Source organism: Neiella marina (genome assembly GCF_002165625.1).
Lineage (GTDB): Bacteria > Pseudomonadota > Gammaproteobacteria > Enterobacterales > Neiellaceae > Neiella > Neiella marina.
Genome location: NZ_NGNS01000021.1, coordinates 1 through 18,190 on the forward strand (window position 1 = coordinate 1; position 18,190 = coordinate 18,190).

The following is an 18,190-nucleotide window of genomic DNA, read 5'->3' on the forward strand; positions in this document are numbered from 1 at the left end:
TGATACTCCCCAAAAAGTAGTGTGGAGATCAGATCGAAGTTAACGGAAAAAGTTCAAAAAAATCCCCGCCAATTGCTTAGCGGGGATTTGTGTATAAGAGACAGCCCTCTGGGGTGGCTTTCTACTTTCTGGCAGCAACTAAGTCGTGCTTCAACAAGCAAGGATGCTTGTTGTAGAGCGCTCCATGGATGGACTTGAGCGTCACTACTTAGTTACTGGTTACTGTCGCTCCTCGCTGGCAACATTTCCGAAAGGGCTTGCTCTAAGCAATTCGAAAGCTACTCCTTCTGCAATTGTCAGAGGAACGAAAATTCCTTTAGCAAGACGCCGTAAAATCTTTGCTGCCGGGCTCCTGCCCTCGACAAAGCCCCTCTTCGGCCTCCTGCCTTCGCGACAAATTAATTAATTTGTCCCTTGATGACTCTACTGTCGCTTCCCTGCGGCAGAAGCTTGCTGCAGGAACCTTCATCCCTCTTCCCAAGTATCGTGATCGCATCAGCTTTGCAAAGCACAAAAAAGCCCTCAACAGTGTGAGGGCGAAAGTATTGCCACCAGCCACATGGTGGACTTGAGTACCAACTCAAAAATCAGTGAATCAGTTACAACATTTTTTGATGCGGCCGCAAAAGCTGCAAATCAAACTCAACACCAGTACCCGGTGTATCCGGAGCAACTGCCAAGCCGTTATCGTCAATCACTAACGGCCGTTTGGTGTACTGATCAATTGGGAAAGAGTGCACTTCCATCATGCCGCAGTTTGCTTGTGACGACATCAGCGACACATGCAGTTCTTGCATACCATGGCTGCACACTGGCAAGTTGTAGGCATAGGCCAATTGAGCAGCTTTCAGCCAGCCGGTGACACCACCAATATTGGATGCATCCGGCTGTAAGAAGCCGACTTTGGCTTGCTGCGCAGCATAGTTAAATTCATAAATGGTATGAAGGTTTTCGCCCATTGCTAACGGGATATTGATTGCCTCCGCAATGCGCGCATAGCCTTGATAATCATCAGGAATCGTTGGTTCTTCAAACCAACCAATGTTGTATTGATCAATGGCGCGACCAAAGCGGATAGCCTTTTCAACCGTCAATGAATAGTTGGCATCAACCATAAACTCCAGATCAGGACCAATCAGCTCCCGAACGGCTTTCACTCGAGCCACATCCTCTCGATAGTCTTCCTTGCCGACTTTAATTTTCACCGCTTTAAAACCGTTATTCAGATAACCCTGAATATTGTCGAGCAGTTTCGCCTCAGAGAAATTCAGATCGATGCCACCAGCATAGCAAGGCGTCTTGTTACTAGCGCCACCAGCAACTTTCCAAAGCGGCAAGTTCAAACGCTTACATTTGATGTCCCACAACGCAATATCAACTGCAGAAATGGCGAAACTTAACAAGCCGCCGCGACCGACATAGTGTAGGTGGTATTGCATGCCCTCCCACAAATGTTCAATACGAGCTGCATCTTTTCCTTGGAGCCATGGCTTCAATTCATCATTGATGAGCGAGTATATGGCGCGCCCACCTTTGCCGCCGGTATAGGTATAACCACACCCTTCAAAACCATCGGCAGTACGAATTCGACAAACCACTAGTTCAAAGTGGTAATGGTCGCCGTGTTTGGCATCGGATAGCACTTCGGCCAATGGGATCTGATAGTACTCGACAGCGACGGATTCAACTGCTGTTGACAACGTCGCTGTTTCGAGCCGACTGATAGCTGTCATTTAGTTCGACTTCCCTAGCTAAAATTTCATTGAACAAACTATATATTGTTAACGATATACATTAAACATAAAGTTCTATTTTTATTGATCTCGCGTTGTCGTTATGTGATCAAGTCATCAAACAGCTCGCCCTCTGATAGCAAGCATAAGTCGCTCCAGCCCGCGTAGACTCAAGCCTTAGTAGTTTCAAATAAAAACAAAGATCGACCTCACAATTTCAACAAATTGATTACGGTTAAAGGTTTATTGTTAACAATGTGGATTGATTAAAAGTGTTTTTGGGTGGTATTTTTCACCTCAATTTTTAGGCAAGGAAAGACGTCGATTTCAAATTGACGTTAGCCAATTTCACTTTTTTTCGATTCATAACAACTTTCCTTGGGGGAAACTATGGCGATGAAATCTTCTGCTTTTCGCCTGAGCACTGTCTGTATGGCAGTACTCACAGTACTGAGCGCCGGAGTGCATGCGCAAGATGCCAACGGCCCTGAACAAGAGCAAACAGATCCAAACGAAGGCGTTGAGGTTATTCAGGTCACCGGCCTGAAAGCCAGCTTAAAGAAAAGCATCAATGATAAACGTTTTGCTGAGACTATCTCTGACTCTATTAACTCTGAAGATATCGGTAAAACCACGGACCAAAACATCGCCGACGCGCTTTCTCGCGTCACTGGTGTATCGGTTCGCAGCGAGGGTGGCGAAGGCGCCAACATTACCGTTCGTGGTGCCAACTCTCAGCAGAACAACATCAGTTTAAACGGGGTTCAACTCGGTAGTACAGACTTCAGCCAAGGCGTTGACTTGTCGCAATTTTCGGCCGACATTTTGTCAAAAATTGAAGTAGTCAAAACACCAAGTGCCGATCATGAAGAAGGCTCGCTGGGCGCCAACATTAGCTTAAGTTCGGCTAAGCCTCTGGATATGAATTATTTGGTTCGTAACCTAACTTATCAAGCGCGCTACAATGACCTTGCTGAAGAGTATGACTACAAATTGTCGGGCGGTTACTCGCATAAGTTTCTTGACGAGACCTTTGGTGTATTAATTACCGCCTACACCGAAACCAACACGGTGCGCCGCGATGAGTTCTTTGCCAATGACTGGCGCGTACGCCATTCACCGTTGGCCACCGATCAGAATGGTGATCTGGTAGAAGATGCTTACGGTCTGTCGAGCTACAACAACGAATACCAAGCACACCTGCAAGATCGCGATCGCTATGGTGTTGATTTGGTCATGCAGTGGGCACCAACTGAAGATACTAGCTTAGACTTTAGCTTTAACTACTCAAAGCAGGAGCTAAGCTCAACCATGCATGGCATCCGGACTCGAGGCTCGGACTATGCCAACATGGTCGAAGATGAAGCCACTGAGTTCAACCCAGACATCATCGGTGATTACACCGATCCAACCGCCGACTGGCATACGATTAACACCAAAACCAATACCTTTACCAAGTGGGAAAATCGCTTCGCTTTGGGTGATTTGGTGCAGTCAATTGGCAAGTTTGACAACATCAACAAAATTGCCTCGTTTAACATCGAGCATCAATTGACCGACGGCATCAATGTTCGCACTGGCCTTGGTTACTCACTTGCCGAGCAAGTGCCTGACAACAACCTCTATGTTGTGTTGCAAAACTGGGGCAATGTAAACCCAACCGTACTGACTCATACGTCACCAGAAGACATTGAGCCGGTTGGTTACGACTGCACCAAAGGCGGTCGCTGTGTGTTGTCTTCAGGCACTGGTGTTATCGACTATGGCGAAAACAACACCTGGGGCGACCCAACGGCAATTTGGGACAACCGCACGACTACAGGCTTCAACCCTGATGATTTAGATGCTCAGCATTTATCGTACATGGGTCGCACCATGAACAACGTTGAAGATGAGCAAAAATCAGCTTACATCGATATTGATTGGGACGTTGAATTTGGACCGCTGACTCAAATCGAGTTTGGTGCCAAAGTATCAAATCGCAACAAGTTCGTTGATGCCCAAACCACTAGCTATAACTCGGTTGGCGAAGGTGTGGTTGTCACCAACCCAGATACTGGCCAACCAGCCGTTATCACACCAGGTTTGAAAGACATCGACACAGCCCTGTTTGCCACTAACGAGCCGTTCCCGGTCAGTGATTTTATGGGCAGCTTGGGTTACGGCCGCGATAATATTACCGATGGCTGGACCACTTTCTCAGCGGAGAAAGCCTTTGAAGCCGTACAGGGCGATCCAAAAATCGGCATCATTCCCGATAAAACCAATACTCGTGAAACCGAACTGGATAACTTTGCGGTCTACTTAAAAACCAAGTTTGACTTGCTAGACGGTCAGCTCACTGGTGATGTTGGTGTTCGATATGTATCGACTGATGTAACCGCAAATGGCTACTCAGGCGTCAATTTCTTCTATGACCCTGCCAACATGGGTCGTGTACAAGACCCGTTTAAACTGCAGCAATTACGCGATACCAGCAACCCGCTATGCCCAGAAATTTCATGGTATGGCAATGATTGGAGCGCTGAATCCCGTTGGTCTCGAGTCGACGGCCTTGGCTACGACACCAAAGGAACCAGCGATTTCCGCGATGATACCCCACTGGCAAACGCTGGCGCTTGTCATGATCCGCGCACATTATTAGGCAGCGGCGAAAATACCTGGTGGTGGTTGTGGCGTCACTCGGATGTCTCTACCGAGAAACACTATGTCTACGGCGAACGTCAGTTTGACGACAACGGCAACCTAGTGCCAACGGAAGATCGCTCTAAGCGTTCATTCGCAGTGAAAGATACTCACGACTACGATTTGTTCTTGCCTAGCTTGAACCTCAATTACGTTATCAATGATGACATGATTGCTCGTTTCGCGGTTTCTAAAACCATGTCTCGTCCGCAAATCGACTCGTTACGCCCAGGTTTCAAAGTCACCGAAACCATTTGGGGTGGTGACAACCGCAACAACACCATTACGCTGACCAATACTAAGTTGGATCCACTCGAATCAAACAACTTAGATTTATCTTACGAATGGTACTTCAGCGATTCGGGCATGTTGGCCATGGGTCTGTTCTACAAAGACATGACCAACTTCGAAGAGTCTGAAACCATTGTTACCTATATGGATGATTTGCGTGACATCGGCCTAGATCCAAACGCGCCGCAATACGATGTTAACGATTTGGTGCTGATCGCTGGCGTCGATAGCCTCGAGCAGTGCATGCCGAAACGTTTCATGCTTGATAGCGACTTTGAATCAGATTGGGTTCACTCCGGCGATCTGGAACAAATGTGTGCACAGTTCAAGACCACCCGCATTAAGAATGGTAAAGGTGCCAGCATCAAGGGTGTTGAATTACAAGTGATGCAAACCTTTGACGATCTGCCGGGTTGGATGGCAGGTTTGGGCTTACAAGCTAACTACACCTACCAAGACAGTGAGTATGACCAAGAAGTATCGTCGATTGATGAGAGCGTCATGCTGCCATCTTTGCCAGTCACCTACACCCCAGAGCACAGCTATAACGCAACAGGTTTCTGGGAAATGGATGGCCATCAAGTCCGCCTTTCGTATCAAGGCACCACGGACCAATTGGCGAAGCGTTCATGGGAAAATGGTTCACTTTGGGAGGAAGGCCGCCGTACCTTGGACTTCTCTGCCACTTACCAATTCAATGAGCACGTCGCCTTTACGTTGCAAGCGGTTAACCTGACCGATGAAGGCGTTCGCCAGTACTACACCAGCCGCTTCTTAGAATTGAATGGTGAAGTTCTCGACGAGGGCAGCCCAATGGATGATGGTGCAACTAAATCACGCACAGTTCGTGATTATCGCACTGGCACCAACTATCGCTTAGGTGTTCGAGTTAACTTCTTCTAAGCTCAAAGTAGCGCAAAAAAACACCAAAACCAGCTCTTAGGAGCTGGTTTTTTTATCCTTTCAGCGAACCAAAAAGGGGTGAACAACCGCAACAGGTCAACCAATACAACAACTGGTAACCATGTATTTCACCGTATTCGATGGTCACCTGCCCCACCCATATACCAGAAAATATCAAAACTAATCATTGAAAATCACCGACAACCACGCGCTCAAACCTTTTAGCACAAGCAAACGTCAACACCTTATGTTTTGTGATGTTAATAACAGTAACGAACTATAAAACGGCGCCAGAACGACTAAAACAATAGTTAACAATCAACCAAATTTATTCGATTGAAAAAATATATTTATTGGCGTCAACAATTACGAAGGCAGTCACACTTTTGAAAATCGGTCAACAAACATACGACAATTGTTAACAATTCACATTGATTCAATTGTTACGGCAATGTTAGGTTCGCAACCAATGGTTAACTGATTGGATCGATTTCCACCAGCAACAACCGTTAGAATCGAACTATAAGTACCTCGGGGGAGGAAACATGAACACAAAACACACAACCTTTCGCTTAAGCGCAGTCTGTTTGGCTGTTGCTTCAGTGATGAGCGCAAGTGTCTATGCAGCGGATGCAGAAGAAGCGGCAGAAGCCAATGCCGAAGAAGTAGAAGTTATTGAAGTCACTGGCTTGCGCGGCAGTATCAAAAAATCTATTAATGACAAACGCTTCGCCCAACAAATTGTTGACTCAATCAATGCCGAAGATATCGGTAAGTCAACCGACCAAAACATCGCCGAAGCGCTGGGCCGCGTCACCGGTGTATCTGTTCGTACTGAAGGTGGTGAAGGTACCCAAATCTCTGTTCGTGGTACCAACTCCCAGCAAAACAACGTCAGCCTCAATGGCGTCACTCTAGGTAGTACTGACTTCAGTCAAGGCGTTGACTTATCCCAGTTTTCTTCTGATATCTTGTCAAAAATTGAAGTTGTAAAAACGCCAAGTGCCGACCATGATGAAGGCTCTCTTGGTGCCAACATTAACCTGACTTCAGCCAAGCCTCTGGATCTCAACTACAAGGTTCGCACCCTAACCGGTCAAAGCCGGTACAACGACCTGTCCGAAGAGCACGATTACAAAATCTCTGGTTCATTCTCAGAAAAGTTTTTTGATGAAAGCTTCGCCTTTCTGATCACCGCTTACAAAGAAACCAATACCTTCCGTCGTGATCAATTTGAAGCAACAGACTGGCAAGCACAGCACTCGCCAGTTGCCCGCGACCAAGACGGCAACCTATTGGAAGATGTTTGGGGCATCACACCATTCCGCTCAAAGTACCAATACTACGAAGAAGAGCGTGACCGCATGGGTGTTGATTTGAGCTTGCAGTGGCAGCCAAACGACGACACCAACATTGATGTCAACCTCAACTACTCCAAGCAAGAGCTGACCAGCGACATGCAGGCGGTTATTGCTCGTGGCTCAAACTGGGGCAATTTAGTGGCAGGCCAACCGGCCGACTTCGACCCCAATATGGTGCCAGAATACACCGATCCAGAGGCCGATTGGCACACCCTGAACACTGACACCATGATGTGGACCAAGTGGTTAAACCGTTTCGGTTTAGGTGATTTGGAAGCGGCCTCAAACGACCTAGAAAACATCAACAAGGTCGCTTCGTTCAAAGTCGATCATCAGCTCACTGACACCGTTAACATTCAATTCGGTGCCGGTTACTCAAAAGCTGAGCAAGATCCAGGTAATCAGATTTATACCAACACTCAGAACTTCGCCAACATGAACTCGTGGACCTTGTTCCACACTCTGCCAGAAGAGTTAGAGCCGGTTGGTTACGAATGTAACAAGAGCGGTAAGAAATGTTCGTTAGTCGGTGGTGAAGGCTATATCGATTATGGCGAGAACAACGACTTTGGCGATCCAAATGCCGTTTGGGACAACCGTTCAACCACAGGTTTCAACCCACAAGAACTTGAAGCACAGCACTTAGGCTATCTATCTCGGACCTTAAGAGCAGTGGAAGATGAACAGAAAAATGTTCACTTTGACGTTGATTGGGACATTGAGTTTGGCCCAGTGACGCAAATTGAAGTGGGTGCTAAATGGTCTAACCGCGACAAATACGTCGATGACCAAGTATCAAACTTCTCATCGGTAGGCGAAGGCGTGGTGGTGACCAACCCAGATACGGGTGAACCGGTAACCTTCCAGGTTGGTTTGAAAGATTTGACCGGCGATATGTACGCAGCAGACGGCAAGTTTCCGGCCAGCGGCTTCATGTCAGGCTTGGGTTACAAGCGCGATATGTTTACCCGTGGTTGGAACCACTTTGATCCAGAAAAAGCCTTTGAAGTAGCCCTAGGTAGTGCAGAAGTAGAAATGAAGATCGATGATTCAGCCACTCGCTGGGCTGAGCTCGATACCATCGCCGCCTATTTCAAAACTAACCTTGAATTCTTTGATGGCCAAGTGACTGGTGATGCCGGTGTTCGCTACGTCAAAACCGATGTCGACACTCGCGGGTATTCTGGTGTGACCTTCCATTCAGACCCGGGTAACTTGGGCCGAGTGTTCGATCCGCACCACATGGCCGAAGTGCGTAACTCTGCTAACCCTGCCTGTCCTGGCATCATTTTCTACGGCACAGACTGGAACGAAGAAACCCGCTGGTCTCGTGTTGATGGCCTCGGCTATGACACCCTTGGTACCAATGACAAGCGTGATGACGTCAAGATCCCAGATGCCGGCGCCTGTTATGACGCCCGTGCCGAGCGCGATTCAGCAGAAGGCGGCACTTGGTGGCTATGGCGTCACTCTGATGTCTCAACTGAATCCTACTACGTTTATGGTGATGAGCGTCGCTACGACGACAATGGCAACCTGCTACCAACCGAAGATCGCAGTAAGCGCTCGTTTGGCGTAGAAGATGAGCATGATTACGACATCTGGCTACCAAGCTTGAACCTCAACTACATCATCAATGATGAAATGATTGCCCGTTTCGCCGCATCGAAGACCATGTCTCGTCCGCAAATCGATTCGTTGCGTCCAGGCTTCAAAGTGGTTGAAACGGTTTGGGGTGGCAATGATCGTAACAACACCATCACCCTGACCAATACCAAGTTGGATCCACTAGAGTCGAACAACCTCGACTTATCGTTTGAGTGGTATTTCAACGAAGCAGGTATGGTAGCCGCGACTCTGTTCTACAAAGACATGTCCAACTTCGAAGAGTCAGAAACCGTCAATACCTACATGGATGACTTGCGTGGCGTGGGCCTCGACCCAGATGCACCAGCTTATGATGTCAACGATCTGGTGAAAGTAGCCGGTGTCGATAGCCTTGAAGGCTGTATGCCAAAACGTGCCCAAATGGCCAACGAACTTTATGAAGACTGGTGGTACTCCGATAACTTGGAAGACACTTGTGCGGTGTTCAAGACTACACGTATCCGCAATGGTAAAGGTGCTGAAATTAAAGGTTTAGAACTGCAATACATGCAAACCTTTGATGAGCTCCCAGGCTGGATGTCTGGCCTAGGTGTGCAAGCCAACTACACCTATCAGGATAGTGAGTATGACCAAGAAGTTTCATCAATTGATGACAGTGTCACCTTGCCATCCCTTCCAGTGGCATACACACCAGAGAACTCGTACAACTTCACTGGTTTCTGGGAAATGAATGGCCATCAGGTTCGTTTAGCTTATCAAGGCACCGATGACCAATTGGTTCAGCGTTCTTGGGAGCAGGGCACACTGTGGGAAGAAGGTCGTAATACCCTTGACTTCTCAGCATCTTACCAGTTTAACGAACACATCCTGTTTACTTTGCAGGCCGTTAACCTGACAGATGAACCCGTTCGCCAATACTTCACCAGCCGCTTCCTCGACTTGGGTGGCAATGTGTTGGATGAAGGTGAAGGTGGTCCGTCATCTCGTACCGTCCGCAAGTACCACACAGGCACCACTTACCGTGCCGGTATTCGGGTGAACTTCTTCTAATAAGTCCTCAACCGACATTTGTGTGTGAAACGTTTAGCCAGTCCTTCGGGGCTGGCTTTTTTGTTTTTAGCTTTCAACTCGCTATCGGGAATGAGTCCAGCGATATGATTTATGAGAGCAAAGCGATGACGCGAATGGATCAATTTTACCGGTTAAACAATCAGTAGCGGCGGGCCACCCTAATATTGCTCTGGGTAACGATCTTGATTGCGTGAATTGGAATGAAGCAGCCGCTGGATCGCCGGCAGAGCCAAGGCAATTAGCGCCAGTAGGTTTAGCGCTGGAACTAGTATCGAATAAGATGCCGCCAATAGGCCGCCAGAAAGCTCGTGTTCAACAATAAAACGATCGGTAAACCGAATAATGTTTAACACTCCGAGCAACGTGAAAATCGCCATCAATTGCCCAGCAGTTTTACACAGGTAAGCAATGTTAAAACTGATAAGCCCCAGAATAAACAAGGCTTTGATAAAATTAACGCTGGCCGCACCGAGGTACCAAAAGTACTGCAGTTGCTCATAGGGCATCTGCCGGATATAAGCCATCAGTTGTCCGCCAATCAGGGCGATGATGACATTGGCGAGAGCTAAATTTCGAATAATCGGTGAGCGCCAGTTGATTAAAACCATTAACCACGCGGCGATGAGAGTGAAGTCCCCCCAATCGAACTGCTGCAAGGCTGCCCAAAAGTCGCTCATCCGTATATCGACTCAAATATGAGGTTTATTGGCTAGGTGGCTTTGGCTCTTTGCCGTCGCCGTCGCCACCGAGGAGTGGATAATTCAGCATCAGGAATCTCCTTGTTAATCACATCACGGGATAGCATATGCGAAAAGAATAGCCATATGCCGATGAGTAGCGCATGCCTGCGCTGAGTTAAAACTACCTGTTGAGCTTATGATTTTCCAGCATAAAATTGGCCTCAACTGTGATTGAGGCCAAAAACTTTGGGACTGCGTGGTTAAGCTGGACGAGCGCCCAAGGTATGGCAAATGGCGTAAGACAGATCGGCACGATTCAAGGTGTAGAAATGGAAATCTTTCACCCCTTCTTTGCGCAGTACCTTAACCATATCCATGGCAATCGAAGCGGCAAGCAAGTTACGGGTGCCTTGGTCTTCATCAAGGCCATCGTACATGGTGTGCATCCACTGCGGCACGGCAACATTGGTCATGTCGGCAAAGCGCTTTAGCTGAGTGAAATTGGTCACCGGCAAAATGCCAGGCACAATTTCAACATCGATGCCAGCTGTCAGGCAACGATCGCGAAAACGCAGATAGCTTTCGACGTTAAAGAAAAACTGAGTAATAGCGCGGTTTGCACCAGCATCGACTTTGCGCTTGAGGTTAATCAAATCAGCTTGAGCGCTTTTCGCTTCAGGGTGAACTTCTGGGTAGGCCGCGACGGAGATATCAAAATCGTGCTGAGACTTGAGCAGCTCAACCAAATCGGCAGCGTACATATCAGGGCGCTCTGGGTTGCCCTCTGGCAAGTCACCGCGCAAGGCCACAATACTGCGAATACCGTTATTCCAGTATTCATCAGCAATGCCGCGTAGCTCGTCGCGGCTGGCGTCAATGCAGGTCAAATGCGGCGCCGAAGCAACACCGGTTTCGTTCTGAATTCGTTTGACGATCTCATGGGTACGGTCACGTTCACCACCGCCAGCACCATAGGTCACCGACATGAACTTGGGCTTCAGCGGCGCCAAGCGCTTCACACTGCTCCACAGGGTTTGTTCCATCTTTTCGGTTTTCGGCGGAAAGAACTCAAATGAGACGTTAATGTCGCCGGATAGATCGGCCAAACTTTCATTCAGAGAGCCGAGGTGTTGGGCGTGGTGATAACTCATAACATTGGGTCCTTCGCAATTTAGTCAAACCGACATATAGATGTTTAGACGTCTATACGTCTTTTTACAGATGCACGCGGTGAGTGTCAACCTTGAATTTGACCGCAAGCTAGCGGTCAAACCTGTGCAAACGTTAATCAGACTTGGCGCAGTAATCGGCAAAGCCGGAATAAGTCCATCTGAATCGCCCCTGCAGCCAGTTCAAGGCCCGCGCCGGGGCCTTGCAATACGAGCGGATCTTCGGCATACCAGCGGCTACTAATTGCAGCTGCAGTAACGGCTGGCGGTAAACTGGCAAATTTATGCTCGCGCGGCACCATGCCCAACCCCGCTTGAATGACGCCACTGCGATCTAAAGTGGCTTGATAGCACAGTACCAATTCTTGTTCAGCGGCTTGCTGATAAAGTGACGCCATTTGCTGGTCCAGCAACTCGGCTTCATCCCAACAGGCATCGAGTGACATCGCTTCCCAACCGGCGGGCAATATGGTTTGACGTTCAACTTGCTCGGGCTCAACGTCAAGGTCGAGTCGCCGCGCCAAGATCAGCAGCTTGCGGACTACATCTTCACCCGACAAATCAACCCGCGGATCGGGTTCGGTCAGCCCCAGCGACATGGCTTGTTGCACCAGCTCAGTAAACGAGCCTTGACCGTCATAGTGAGCCAGTAACCAACTCCAAGTACCAGAGAACACGCCTTCGACATGCTCAACCTGATCGCCAGCAAAATGCAGCGCATCAATCGACTCGGTAATTGGCATACAAGCAGAAATGGTGGCACCAAATAACCAGTGGCGGGCGCGCTCTTGCTGATGCTGGGTGATCTCTCGATAGACACTAAGAGACGCCGCTGCGGGTTGTTTGTTGGCACTAACGACATGACAACCGGCTTCAAACAGTCGGGGATATTCAAGACCAAAGGCTTCACTGTCAGTCGCATCAATAACCACCAGCTCATCGAACGGATGGCTGGCCAGCAATTCTGTTAGCTGTGCCATATCATAATCATTGCTGTCATTGGCATAAGCGCTAAACGCTTGCTCTGGCAGACCAGCAAAATCAATCAAGGCACGCGATTCGCCGACAATACCGGCAAGCACCACATCGAGGTTGTGGTGGTTGGCCAGATGAGTTTGCTCGCGAGCATATAAATCAAGCCAAGCTTGACCTACTTTACCGGCGCCAAACAATACAATCCCGAGGCGCTTATCAGGACTAGCAATGGCCTGATGCAGTTGCGCCACCAGCTCATCCAATTCAGTTTGCCGCATCACCGCCACCAGCGACACACCATCTGGCCCTGTCTCAATAAACTCAACCGGCGCATGATCTAAGCGGCGATAAAAGCTGTGATAGTGGCGGGCATTGTCGCGCACTCCGGCACCGACCAGCGCCAGCAAACTATGGCGATCGTTGAGCGTTAGGTGACCACTGTGCGGATAGTCGGCTAGTAATTCCAAGGCGGCTGAAGCAATTTCTTCAGTGAAACAGTAACGCAAACAGGCCTGATCTTGGCTGACATGAGACGCCAACGGCATCAGCTGATGCTTGTTGAACAATTCAGTCACCGACTCATGCAGCGCAGCAACTTCTTTGCCTTTGTTGCTGTTTATTGAGATCACGCTGACCCGTTCTAAGTAAGTGACCGTCTTAGCTCCCTTATCACCCGCTTGGCCAGAGATCATTTGCGTGGCATTGCCGTGAGCAGCAAAGGTAGAGCGCACGGCTGCACGGATATGGGTGCCCAATAACGGTTGTAAGGTGCGAGCATGCAACACAGGCGATCCTAACCGGGCGAGCTCGTCGGCCTCTTGCAACGACAGTAGCGGTAAGGTGTGAGCACCGGTCACTTTGCGCGGGTCGGCGCTGTAAACCCCAGCGACATCAGTCCAAATGGTGACGGATTTGGCGTCAGCTAAGACCGCCAACATTGATGCTGAATAGTCACTACCATTGCGGCCCAACGTGACACTTTGGCCGGCCTGATTGCGAGCGATAAAACCGGTCACGATCAATCTGGCATCGGCATGCTGCTGTTGAATCGGCGCCAGTTTAGGTTTTGACTGTTCAACGCTAATGGCCGGTTGAGGACCATCACCGGCGACAAAAATCACCCGCGCATCAAGCCATTGTGCTTTGCTGCCTCGGCTATTGAGCAACGCGGCTAACAAGCGCGCCGACCAAATCTCACCGTGAATCACAAACTCGGCCTGACGTTCTAGGTTAAGGAGGTCTTGAAGCCAAGTTTCGAGGTTAGCAATATCCATCGCCAGCGCCTGCAGCAGAGGCTGTGCAGCTGCTGCTGGCAGTAAGGCTTCGATCAGCCCTTGCTGAAAGTGATGGAGCTGCTCGAGTAGATTAGTTCGCTCGGCAGCATCTTCGGTATCCATAAGGGCCAACAAGTTATTGGTAGTTTTACCGGCGGCCGAGACGACCACCATGTCACCACCATGGGTGTTTTCCTGCACCAATTCACATACTTTTTCAAAGCAGTGGGGATCGGCCAAACTTGAGCCGCCGAATTTATGGACCTGAGGGGCTGCCATGGGACTTTATTCCTCTAATCGCTGAGTACAGCGTTATTGTTTTGTTGTAGTTCTGGTTTAGCTCTTGGCGTTTTAATTAATGGCTTTTAAACCCGCCTGCAAATCGGCAATCAAATCATCGGCATGTTCAATACCCACCGATAGGCGCAGCAGATTGTCTGTGATGCCAGCCGCTAAGCGTGCGGCTTCATCCATCGCTGCGTGGGTCATGGTTGCGGGATGGGCGATTAAGCTCTCTACACCACCTAAAGATTCTGCCAAGCAGAATAGCTTGAGTTCGGCGAGGAATGCTTTGACTTCACTTAACTCAGCGTCAAGCTCAAAGGCCACCATGCCGCCAAAGCCATGTTGCTGACGCTTAGCCAGCTCATGGCTTGGGTGGTCTGCCAAGCCTGGGTAGTGAACTTTAGAAACTTTCGGATGAGCGACCAATAGCTCAACAATTTGCTGCGCATTTTCTTCATGCTGGCGAATACGTGGCAACAAGGTGCGAATACCGCGCAGGGTTAAATAGCTATCGAACGGCGCGCCAGTGACACCAATGCAATTGGACCACCAAGCAATTTGTTCACCGATTTCTGGATCTTTGGCAATTAAACAACCGCCAACCACATCACTGTGACCGTTGATAAATTTAGTGGTTGAGTGCAACACAAGGTCGGCGCCCAACGTTAGCGGCTGCTGCAGCGCTGGCGACATGAAGGTGTTATCGACCACAACCAAGGCGTCTACCTCATGGGCTTTGGCAGAGATAGCGGCAATATCAACCAAACGCATCAGCGGGTTGCTTGGTGTCTCAACCCACACCATTTTCGGCTTGCGCGCTAACGCTTGGGCTAAAGCTTGCTCATCATGCTGGTCGACAATCGCCAATTCAAAATGGCCCTTCGCCGCGAGATTGGTAAATAAACGATAGGTACCGCCGTAACAGTCGTGCGGGATCACCAACAAGTCACCGGCACTCAGTAACATGGTCGCCAAGTGACAACCGGCGGTGCCGCATGCCGTGACCACGCCATGGGCGCCCTGCTCTAACTCAGCCAGGGCTTTGCCCAGCATATTGCGAGTTGGATTACCCGAGCGTGAATAGTCAAACTCACGTTTTTCATCAAAGCCAGCGAAGCTGTAGGTCGAGGTTAAATAGACCGGCGGTACCACGGCACCAAACTGGCTATCGCTATCAATGCCAGCACGAACCGCGGTGGTGGCGACTTTTTTATCCGTCATGATGTTCTCCAGAGCTGCAAGCGCTGCCTGATTGTAGTCGTTAAATATAAGAGCAGAAGCGCGCTACTAATGGTGCCACCTTAGCCTTGCGAGTTTCGGACGTCAAGACTTCTGGACGTCTAGAAATAAGGACATATAGAAAGCCATATTTGACTGAGCCAATCAGGTCGGTAAAATCGGCACTGTTTTAACAGTTGATACACAGGCCAAGGTATGACGAGCAAGTGGAACGGCGAATACATCAGCCCATACGCCGAGCATGGAAAGAAGAATGAGCAGGTTAAGAAGATCACTGTATCTATCCCGCTCAAAGTATTGAAGGTGCTGACTGACGAGCGCACTCGCCGCCAAATCAACAACCTTCGCCATGCAACCAACTCCGAGCTACTGTGTGAAGCATTCCTCCATGCATATACCGGCCAGCCACTGCCAACCGATGATGACCTCAATAAAGAGCAGCCAGATAACATCCCGGCAGAAGTGCGACGGTTATTGCAAGAACGTGGATTACCAATCCCCGATCTTTACGAAGAAGAAGACGAATCATAAAAAAAGCCCGAGTGATCGGGCTTTTTCGTTTCTAGTGAACCTACTGCAGTAACAGCATGAGTTACTCGTTGACGGTGATGACCTTAATCCCTTCCATCCGGATATTGGTTTCAACAGCTTCACCAATTTGATCCAGTGGGAATACGTGTGTCACCAGCTTGGTGATCGGCAAACCTGCGTCTTTGATGCTCTTCATGCAAGCAATGGCATTTGGATAATCCTCAGGGCTGTAAGCCCAAGAACCAACCATGGTGATTTCTTTGTTGCACATATCGAAGTGAGGATTCACTTTCGCTTCGCCATTGTCAACAAAGAAGCCAAGCTCACATAAACCGCCACCACGGGCAATCAGTTTCCAAACCGTCGAAGCCGCCGCTGGGCTACCAGTACACTGGAATGCAAACTGAGCACCGCGGCCTAGTGTCAACTCTTGAACTTTTGCTGCGAGTGCGTCAGTTGATTCAAATTCATTGAAATTCAAGCCTTGCGAAGCGCCCAATGCTTTCGCCAATTCCAGCCGATCGTTTTGACCATCAACCGCAATGATGTTTTGAATCCCCATGGCTTTGAGCACGGCAATAATCGACAACCCGATTGGGCCCGCGCCTTGGATTAATACAGGTGACGCAAAATTCAACAGGTTGGTGGTTTTAGCACGCTCAACGGCATGAACAGCAACCGCTACTGGCTCAATTAGAATGCGTTCTTCGAGGCTGAACTCCGACACTTCAAAGAAAGTTGAGCCGGGCTTCAACACGAGATAATCACCAAACCAGCCGTTGAATTTGTTCTCCGGTTGGTCGCCCATCAACCCATAACAACCCATGTTTTCACACAAGTTGGTACGACCCGGGGTGCTGGTACAAGGCCCACACTCACCACATGGAATGATGCTGGTGATCAGCTTTGAGCCCACTTCGACTGGTTTGCCAGTAGAGTCTGTGGTGATGTTTTTACCCAATTTGACGATGCGGCCTGAGCCCTCATGGCCCAACACGACAGGGATCATGCCAAATGGGTCATTGCGATATTCATGAACATCGGTGCCGCAAACGCCGCAACCTTCAACTTTTACCAAGATTTCATCATCGCTAATTTGTGGAATCGGATGATGTTGAAACTCAAACTTTTTCAGCTCGGTCAGTACTGCGACTTTGGCCTGCTCTGGAATTGCAATAGACATATAATTTGCCCTCAATGATTAGATAATTTAGTCAGGCTCTGCAGGCTCAAAACATCTATCAATGAACCGGCACAGGCCTTGAAATTGGTTCTGCGGCTGGTGCAGAGACGTTTTCGACAAGACGCCGTGAAATCATCCCTGATGGCTCAACTGCTGCTCCCTGCAGCAGATGCTTGTCGCCAACATATCTGCACCATCCGTCAATTTGATTGCGGTTTTAGCAATGTTCTTCTCCCTCTTCTTGCCTAAGTACAATCGGCAAAAAAATGTCCCCAGCCAGCAACAGGACAATGCTGGCTGAGGTCCTGATTTGTCAGAATCAGGAGGAGGAGGAAACTATTTCAGATGCGGATTGACCGCTTTCAAGCGATCCAACACGACTTCCTGAACCCGTGGGATCACCGACTTCATCACATACGGCGGGTATGCTGCGCCGACATCGGCATCAATCTCTTTGTGCGCTTCGCGCATGTAAGTGGTGTGGACGATGGTGCCAATATTGATCTTGGCAATGCCCATGGTGATGGCTTTTTGAATGTCTTCATCAGCAATACCGGTACCGCCGTGAAGCACCAGCGGCGCCGCAACAGCGTTAGCGATTTCTTGCAGTCGATTGAAGTGAATTTTCGGTGTGGTTGGGGTAAAGCCGTGGGCCGTACCAATACCGACTGCCAACATGTCTGGGCCAGCTTCTTCGTAAAGCGCTTTGACGTCAGCAACCGATGCGAGGTAATCATCTTCACACTGCACCACCACATCACGGCCCATGATCTTGCCGATTTCCGCTTCGACGGTGACACCAGCGCTGCGGGCATAAGCCACCACTTCTTTGGTCATGGCGATGTTTTCTTTGAGGCTCTGATGCGAGCCGTCAATCATTACCGAGTCATAGCCGTCATCAATCGCACGCTTACACAAATCAACCGAGGTGCTGTGATCAAGGTGCAAAAAGATGTCGTTATTGGCGATCTTGGCAAAGCCATCGACCATCTTGCGACACAGATAAGTGCCATTGAGTTCAGCCACCGGTGGATAAGTCATCGCCATGAAGGGCAGATCAAGCTCGTTCGCAGCCAATGCCACCGCGTGCAAATCGTAAATGTCGTTAATGTTGAAACCAGCCAGGCAACGTTGCTCCTGGCGATAGGTCTGAACCAGTTGAGTTAATTTATTGGTCATCATTTAATCCTGATTGTCAGTCG

At 49.2% G+C, this 18,190-nt stretch carries 10 protein-coding genes; 3 read left to right on the forward strand and 7 right to left on the reverse strand.

Going from position 1 to position 18,190, the window contains the following annotated elements; all coding sequences use genetic code 11:
* Positions 1 to 599 precede the first annotated feature (599 nt).
* On the reverse strand, positions 600 to 1,733 hold the full coding sequence (locus CBE68_RS14490; protein WP_087506818.1) for a mandelate racemase/muconate lactonizing enzyme family protein: 1,134 nt from the start codon (positions 1,731 to 1,733) through the stop codon (positions 600 to 602).
* Positions 1,734 to 2,129: 396 nt separating this feature from the next.
* Between CBE68_RS14490 and CBE68_RS14495 the strand changes: the two genes are divergently transcribed.
* Entirely contained in the window at positions 2,130 to 5,612 is a 3,483-nt protein-coding gene (locus CBE68_RS14495) for a TonB-dependent receptor (protein WP_229744769.1), read from the forward strand.
* A 545-nt stretch (positions 5,613 to 6,157) separates the two neighbouring features.
* Positions 6,158 to 9,631 carry a TonB-dependent receptor gene (locus CBE68_RS14500; RefSeq protein WP_087506820.1) on the forward strand — a complete coding sequence of 1,158 codons (3,474 nt, stop codon included), beginning with the start codon at positions 6,158 to 6,160 and terminating at the stop codon, positions 9,629 to 9,631.
* A 179-nt stretch (positions 9,632 to 9,810) separates the two neighbouring features.
* On the opposite strand, the gene CBE68_RS14505 is transcribed toward CBE68_RS14500, so the two are convergent.
* From CBE68_RS14505 to metB, 4 genes are all read right to left on the reverse strand, one after another.
* On the reverse strand, positions 9,811 to 10,329 hold the full coding sequence (locus tag CBE68_RS14505) for a hypothetical protein (RefSeq protein ID WP_087506821.1): 519 nt from the start codon (positions 10,327 to 10,329) through the stop codon (positions 9,811 to 9,813).
* A 263-nt stretch (positions 10,330 to 10,592) separates the two neighbouring features.
* On the reverse strand, positions 10,593 to 11,483 hold the full coding sequence (gene metF, locus CBE68_RS14510; protein WP_087506822.1) for a methylenetetrahydrofolate reductase: 891 nt from the start codon (positions 11,481 to 11,483) through the stop codon (positions 10,593 to 10,595).
* Between the two features lie 137 nt (positions 11,484 to 11,620).
* The gene (gene metL / locus CBE68_RS14515) at positions 11,621 to 14,029 is read right to left on the reverse strand and encodes a bifunctional aspartate kinase/homoserine dehydrogenase II (protein ID WP_087506823.1); all 2,409 of its coding nucleotides are present in this window, start codon (positions 14,027 to 14,029) and stop codon (positions 11,621 to 11,623) included.
* Positions 14,030 to 14,101: 72 nt separating this feature from the next.
* Positions 14,102 to 15,256, reverse strand: a complete 1,155-nt coding sequence (gene metB / locus CBE68_RS14520) for a cystathionine gamma-synthase (RefSeq protein ID WP_087506824.1) — start codon at positions 15,254 to 15,256, stop codon at positions 14,102 to 14,104.
* A gap of 213 nt (positions 15,257 to 15,469) precedes the next feature.
* Here metB and metJ point away from each other — a divergent pair, with 213 nt between their 5' ends.
* Positions 15,470 to 15,805, forward strand: coding sequence for a met regulon transcriptional regulator MetJ (gene metJ, locus CBE68_RS14525; protein ID WP_087506825.1), 336 nt, complete (start codon positions 15,470 to 15,472; stop codon positions 15,803 to 15,805).
* A 61-nt stretch (positions 15,806 to 15,866) separates the two neighbouring features.
* Here the strand turns inward: metJ and CBE68_RS14530 are convergent, their stop codons facing one another.
* The gene (locus CBE68_RS14530) at positions 15,867 to 16,988 is read right to left on the reverse strand and encodes a zinc-dependent alcohol dehydrogenase (protein WP_229744770.1); all 1,122 of its coding nucleotides are present in this window, start codon (positions 16,986 to 16,988) and stop codon (positions 15,867 to 15,869) included.
* Positions 16,989 to 17,324: 336 nt separating this feature from the next.
* Positions 17,325 to 18,167 carry a class II fructose-bisphosphate aldolase gene (locus CBE68_RS14535; RefSeq protein WP_158100624.1) on the reverse strand — a complete coding sequence of 281 codons (843 nt, stop codon included), beginning with the start codon at positions 18,165 to 18,167 and terminating at the stop codon, positions 17,325 to 17,327.
* Between the last annotated feature and the right edge of the window lie 23 nt (positions 18,168 to 18,190).

Coding starts and splice junctions, on each gene's coding strand:
- CBE68_RS14535 (WP_158100624.1), bottom strand. CDS start 18,167: ATGACCAATAAATTAACTCAACTGGTTCAGACCTATCGCCAGGAGCAA.
- metB (WP_087506824.1), bottom strand. CDS start 15,256: ATGACGGATAAAAAAGTCGCCACCACCGCGGTTCGTGCTGGCATTGAT.
- metL (WP_087506823.1), bottom strand. CDS start 14,029: ATGGCAGCCCCTCAGGTCCATAAATTCGGCGGCTCAAGTTTGGCCGAT.
- metF (WP_087506822.1), bottom strand. CDS start 11,483: ATGAGTTATCACCACGCCCAACACCTCGGCTCTCTGAATGAAAGTTTG.
- CBE68_RS14495 (WP_229744769.1), top strand. CDS start 2,130: ATGAAATCTTCTGCTTTTCGCCTGAGCACTGTCTGTATGGCAGTACTC.
- CBE68_RS14490 (WP_087506818.1), bottom strand. CDS start 1,733: ATGACAGCTATCAGTCGGCTCGAAACAGCGACGTTGTCAACAGCAGTT.
- CBE68_RS14505 (WP_087506821.1), bottom strand. CDS start 10,329: ATGAGCGACTTTTGGGCAGCCTTGCAGCAGTTCGATTGGGGGGACTTC.
- CBE68_RS14530 (WP_229744770.1), bottom strand. CDS start 16,988: ATGTCTATTGCAATTCCAGAGCAGGCCAAAGTCGCAGTACTGACCGAG.
- CBE68_RS14500 (WP_087506820.1), top strand. CDS start 6,158: ATGAACACAAAACACACAACCTTTCGCTTAAGCGCAGTCTGTTTGGCT.
- metJ (WP_087506825.1), top strand. CDS start 15,470: ATGACGAGCAAGTGGAACGGCGAATACATCAGCCCATACGCCGAGCAT.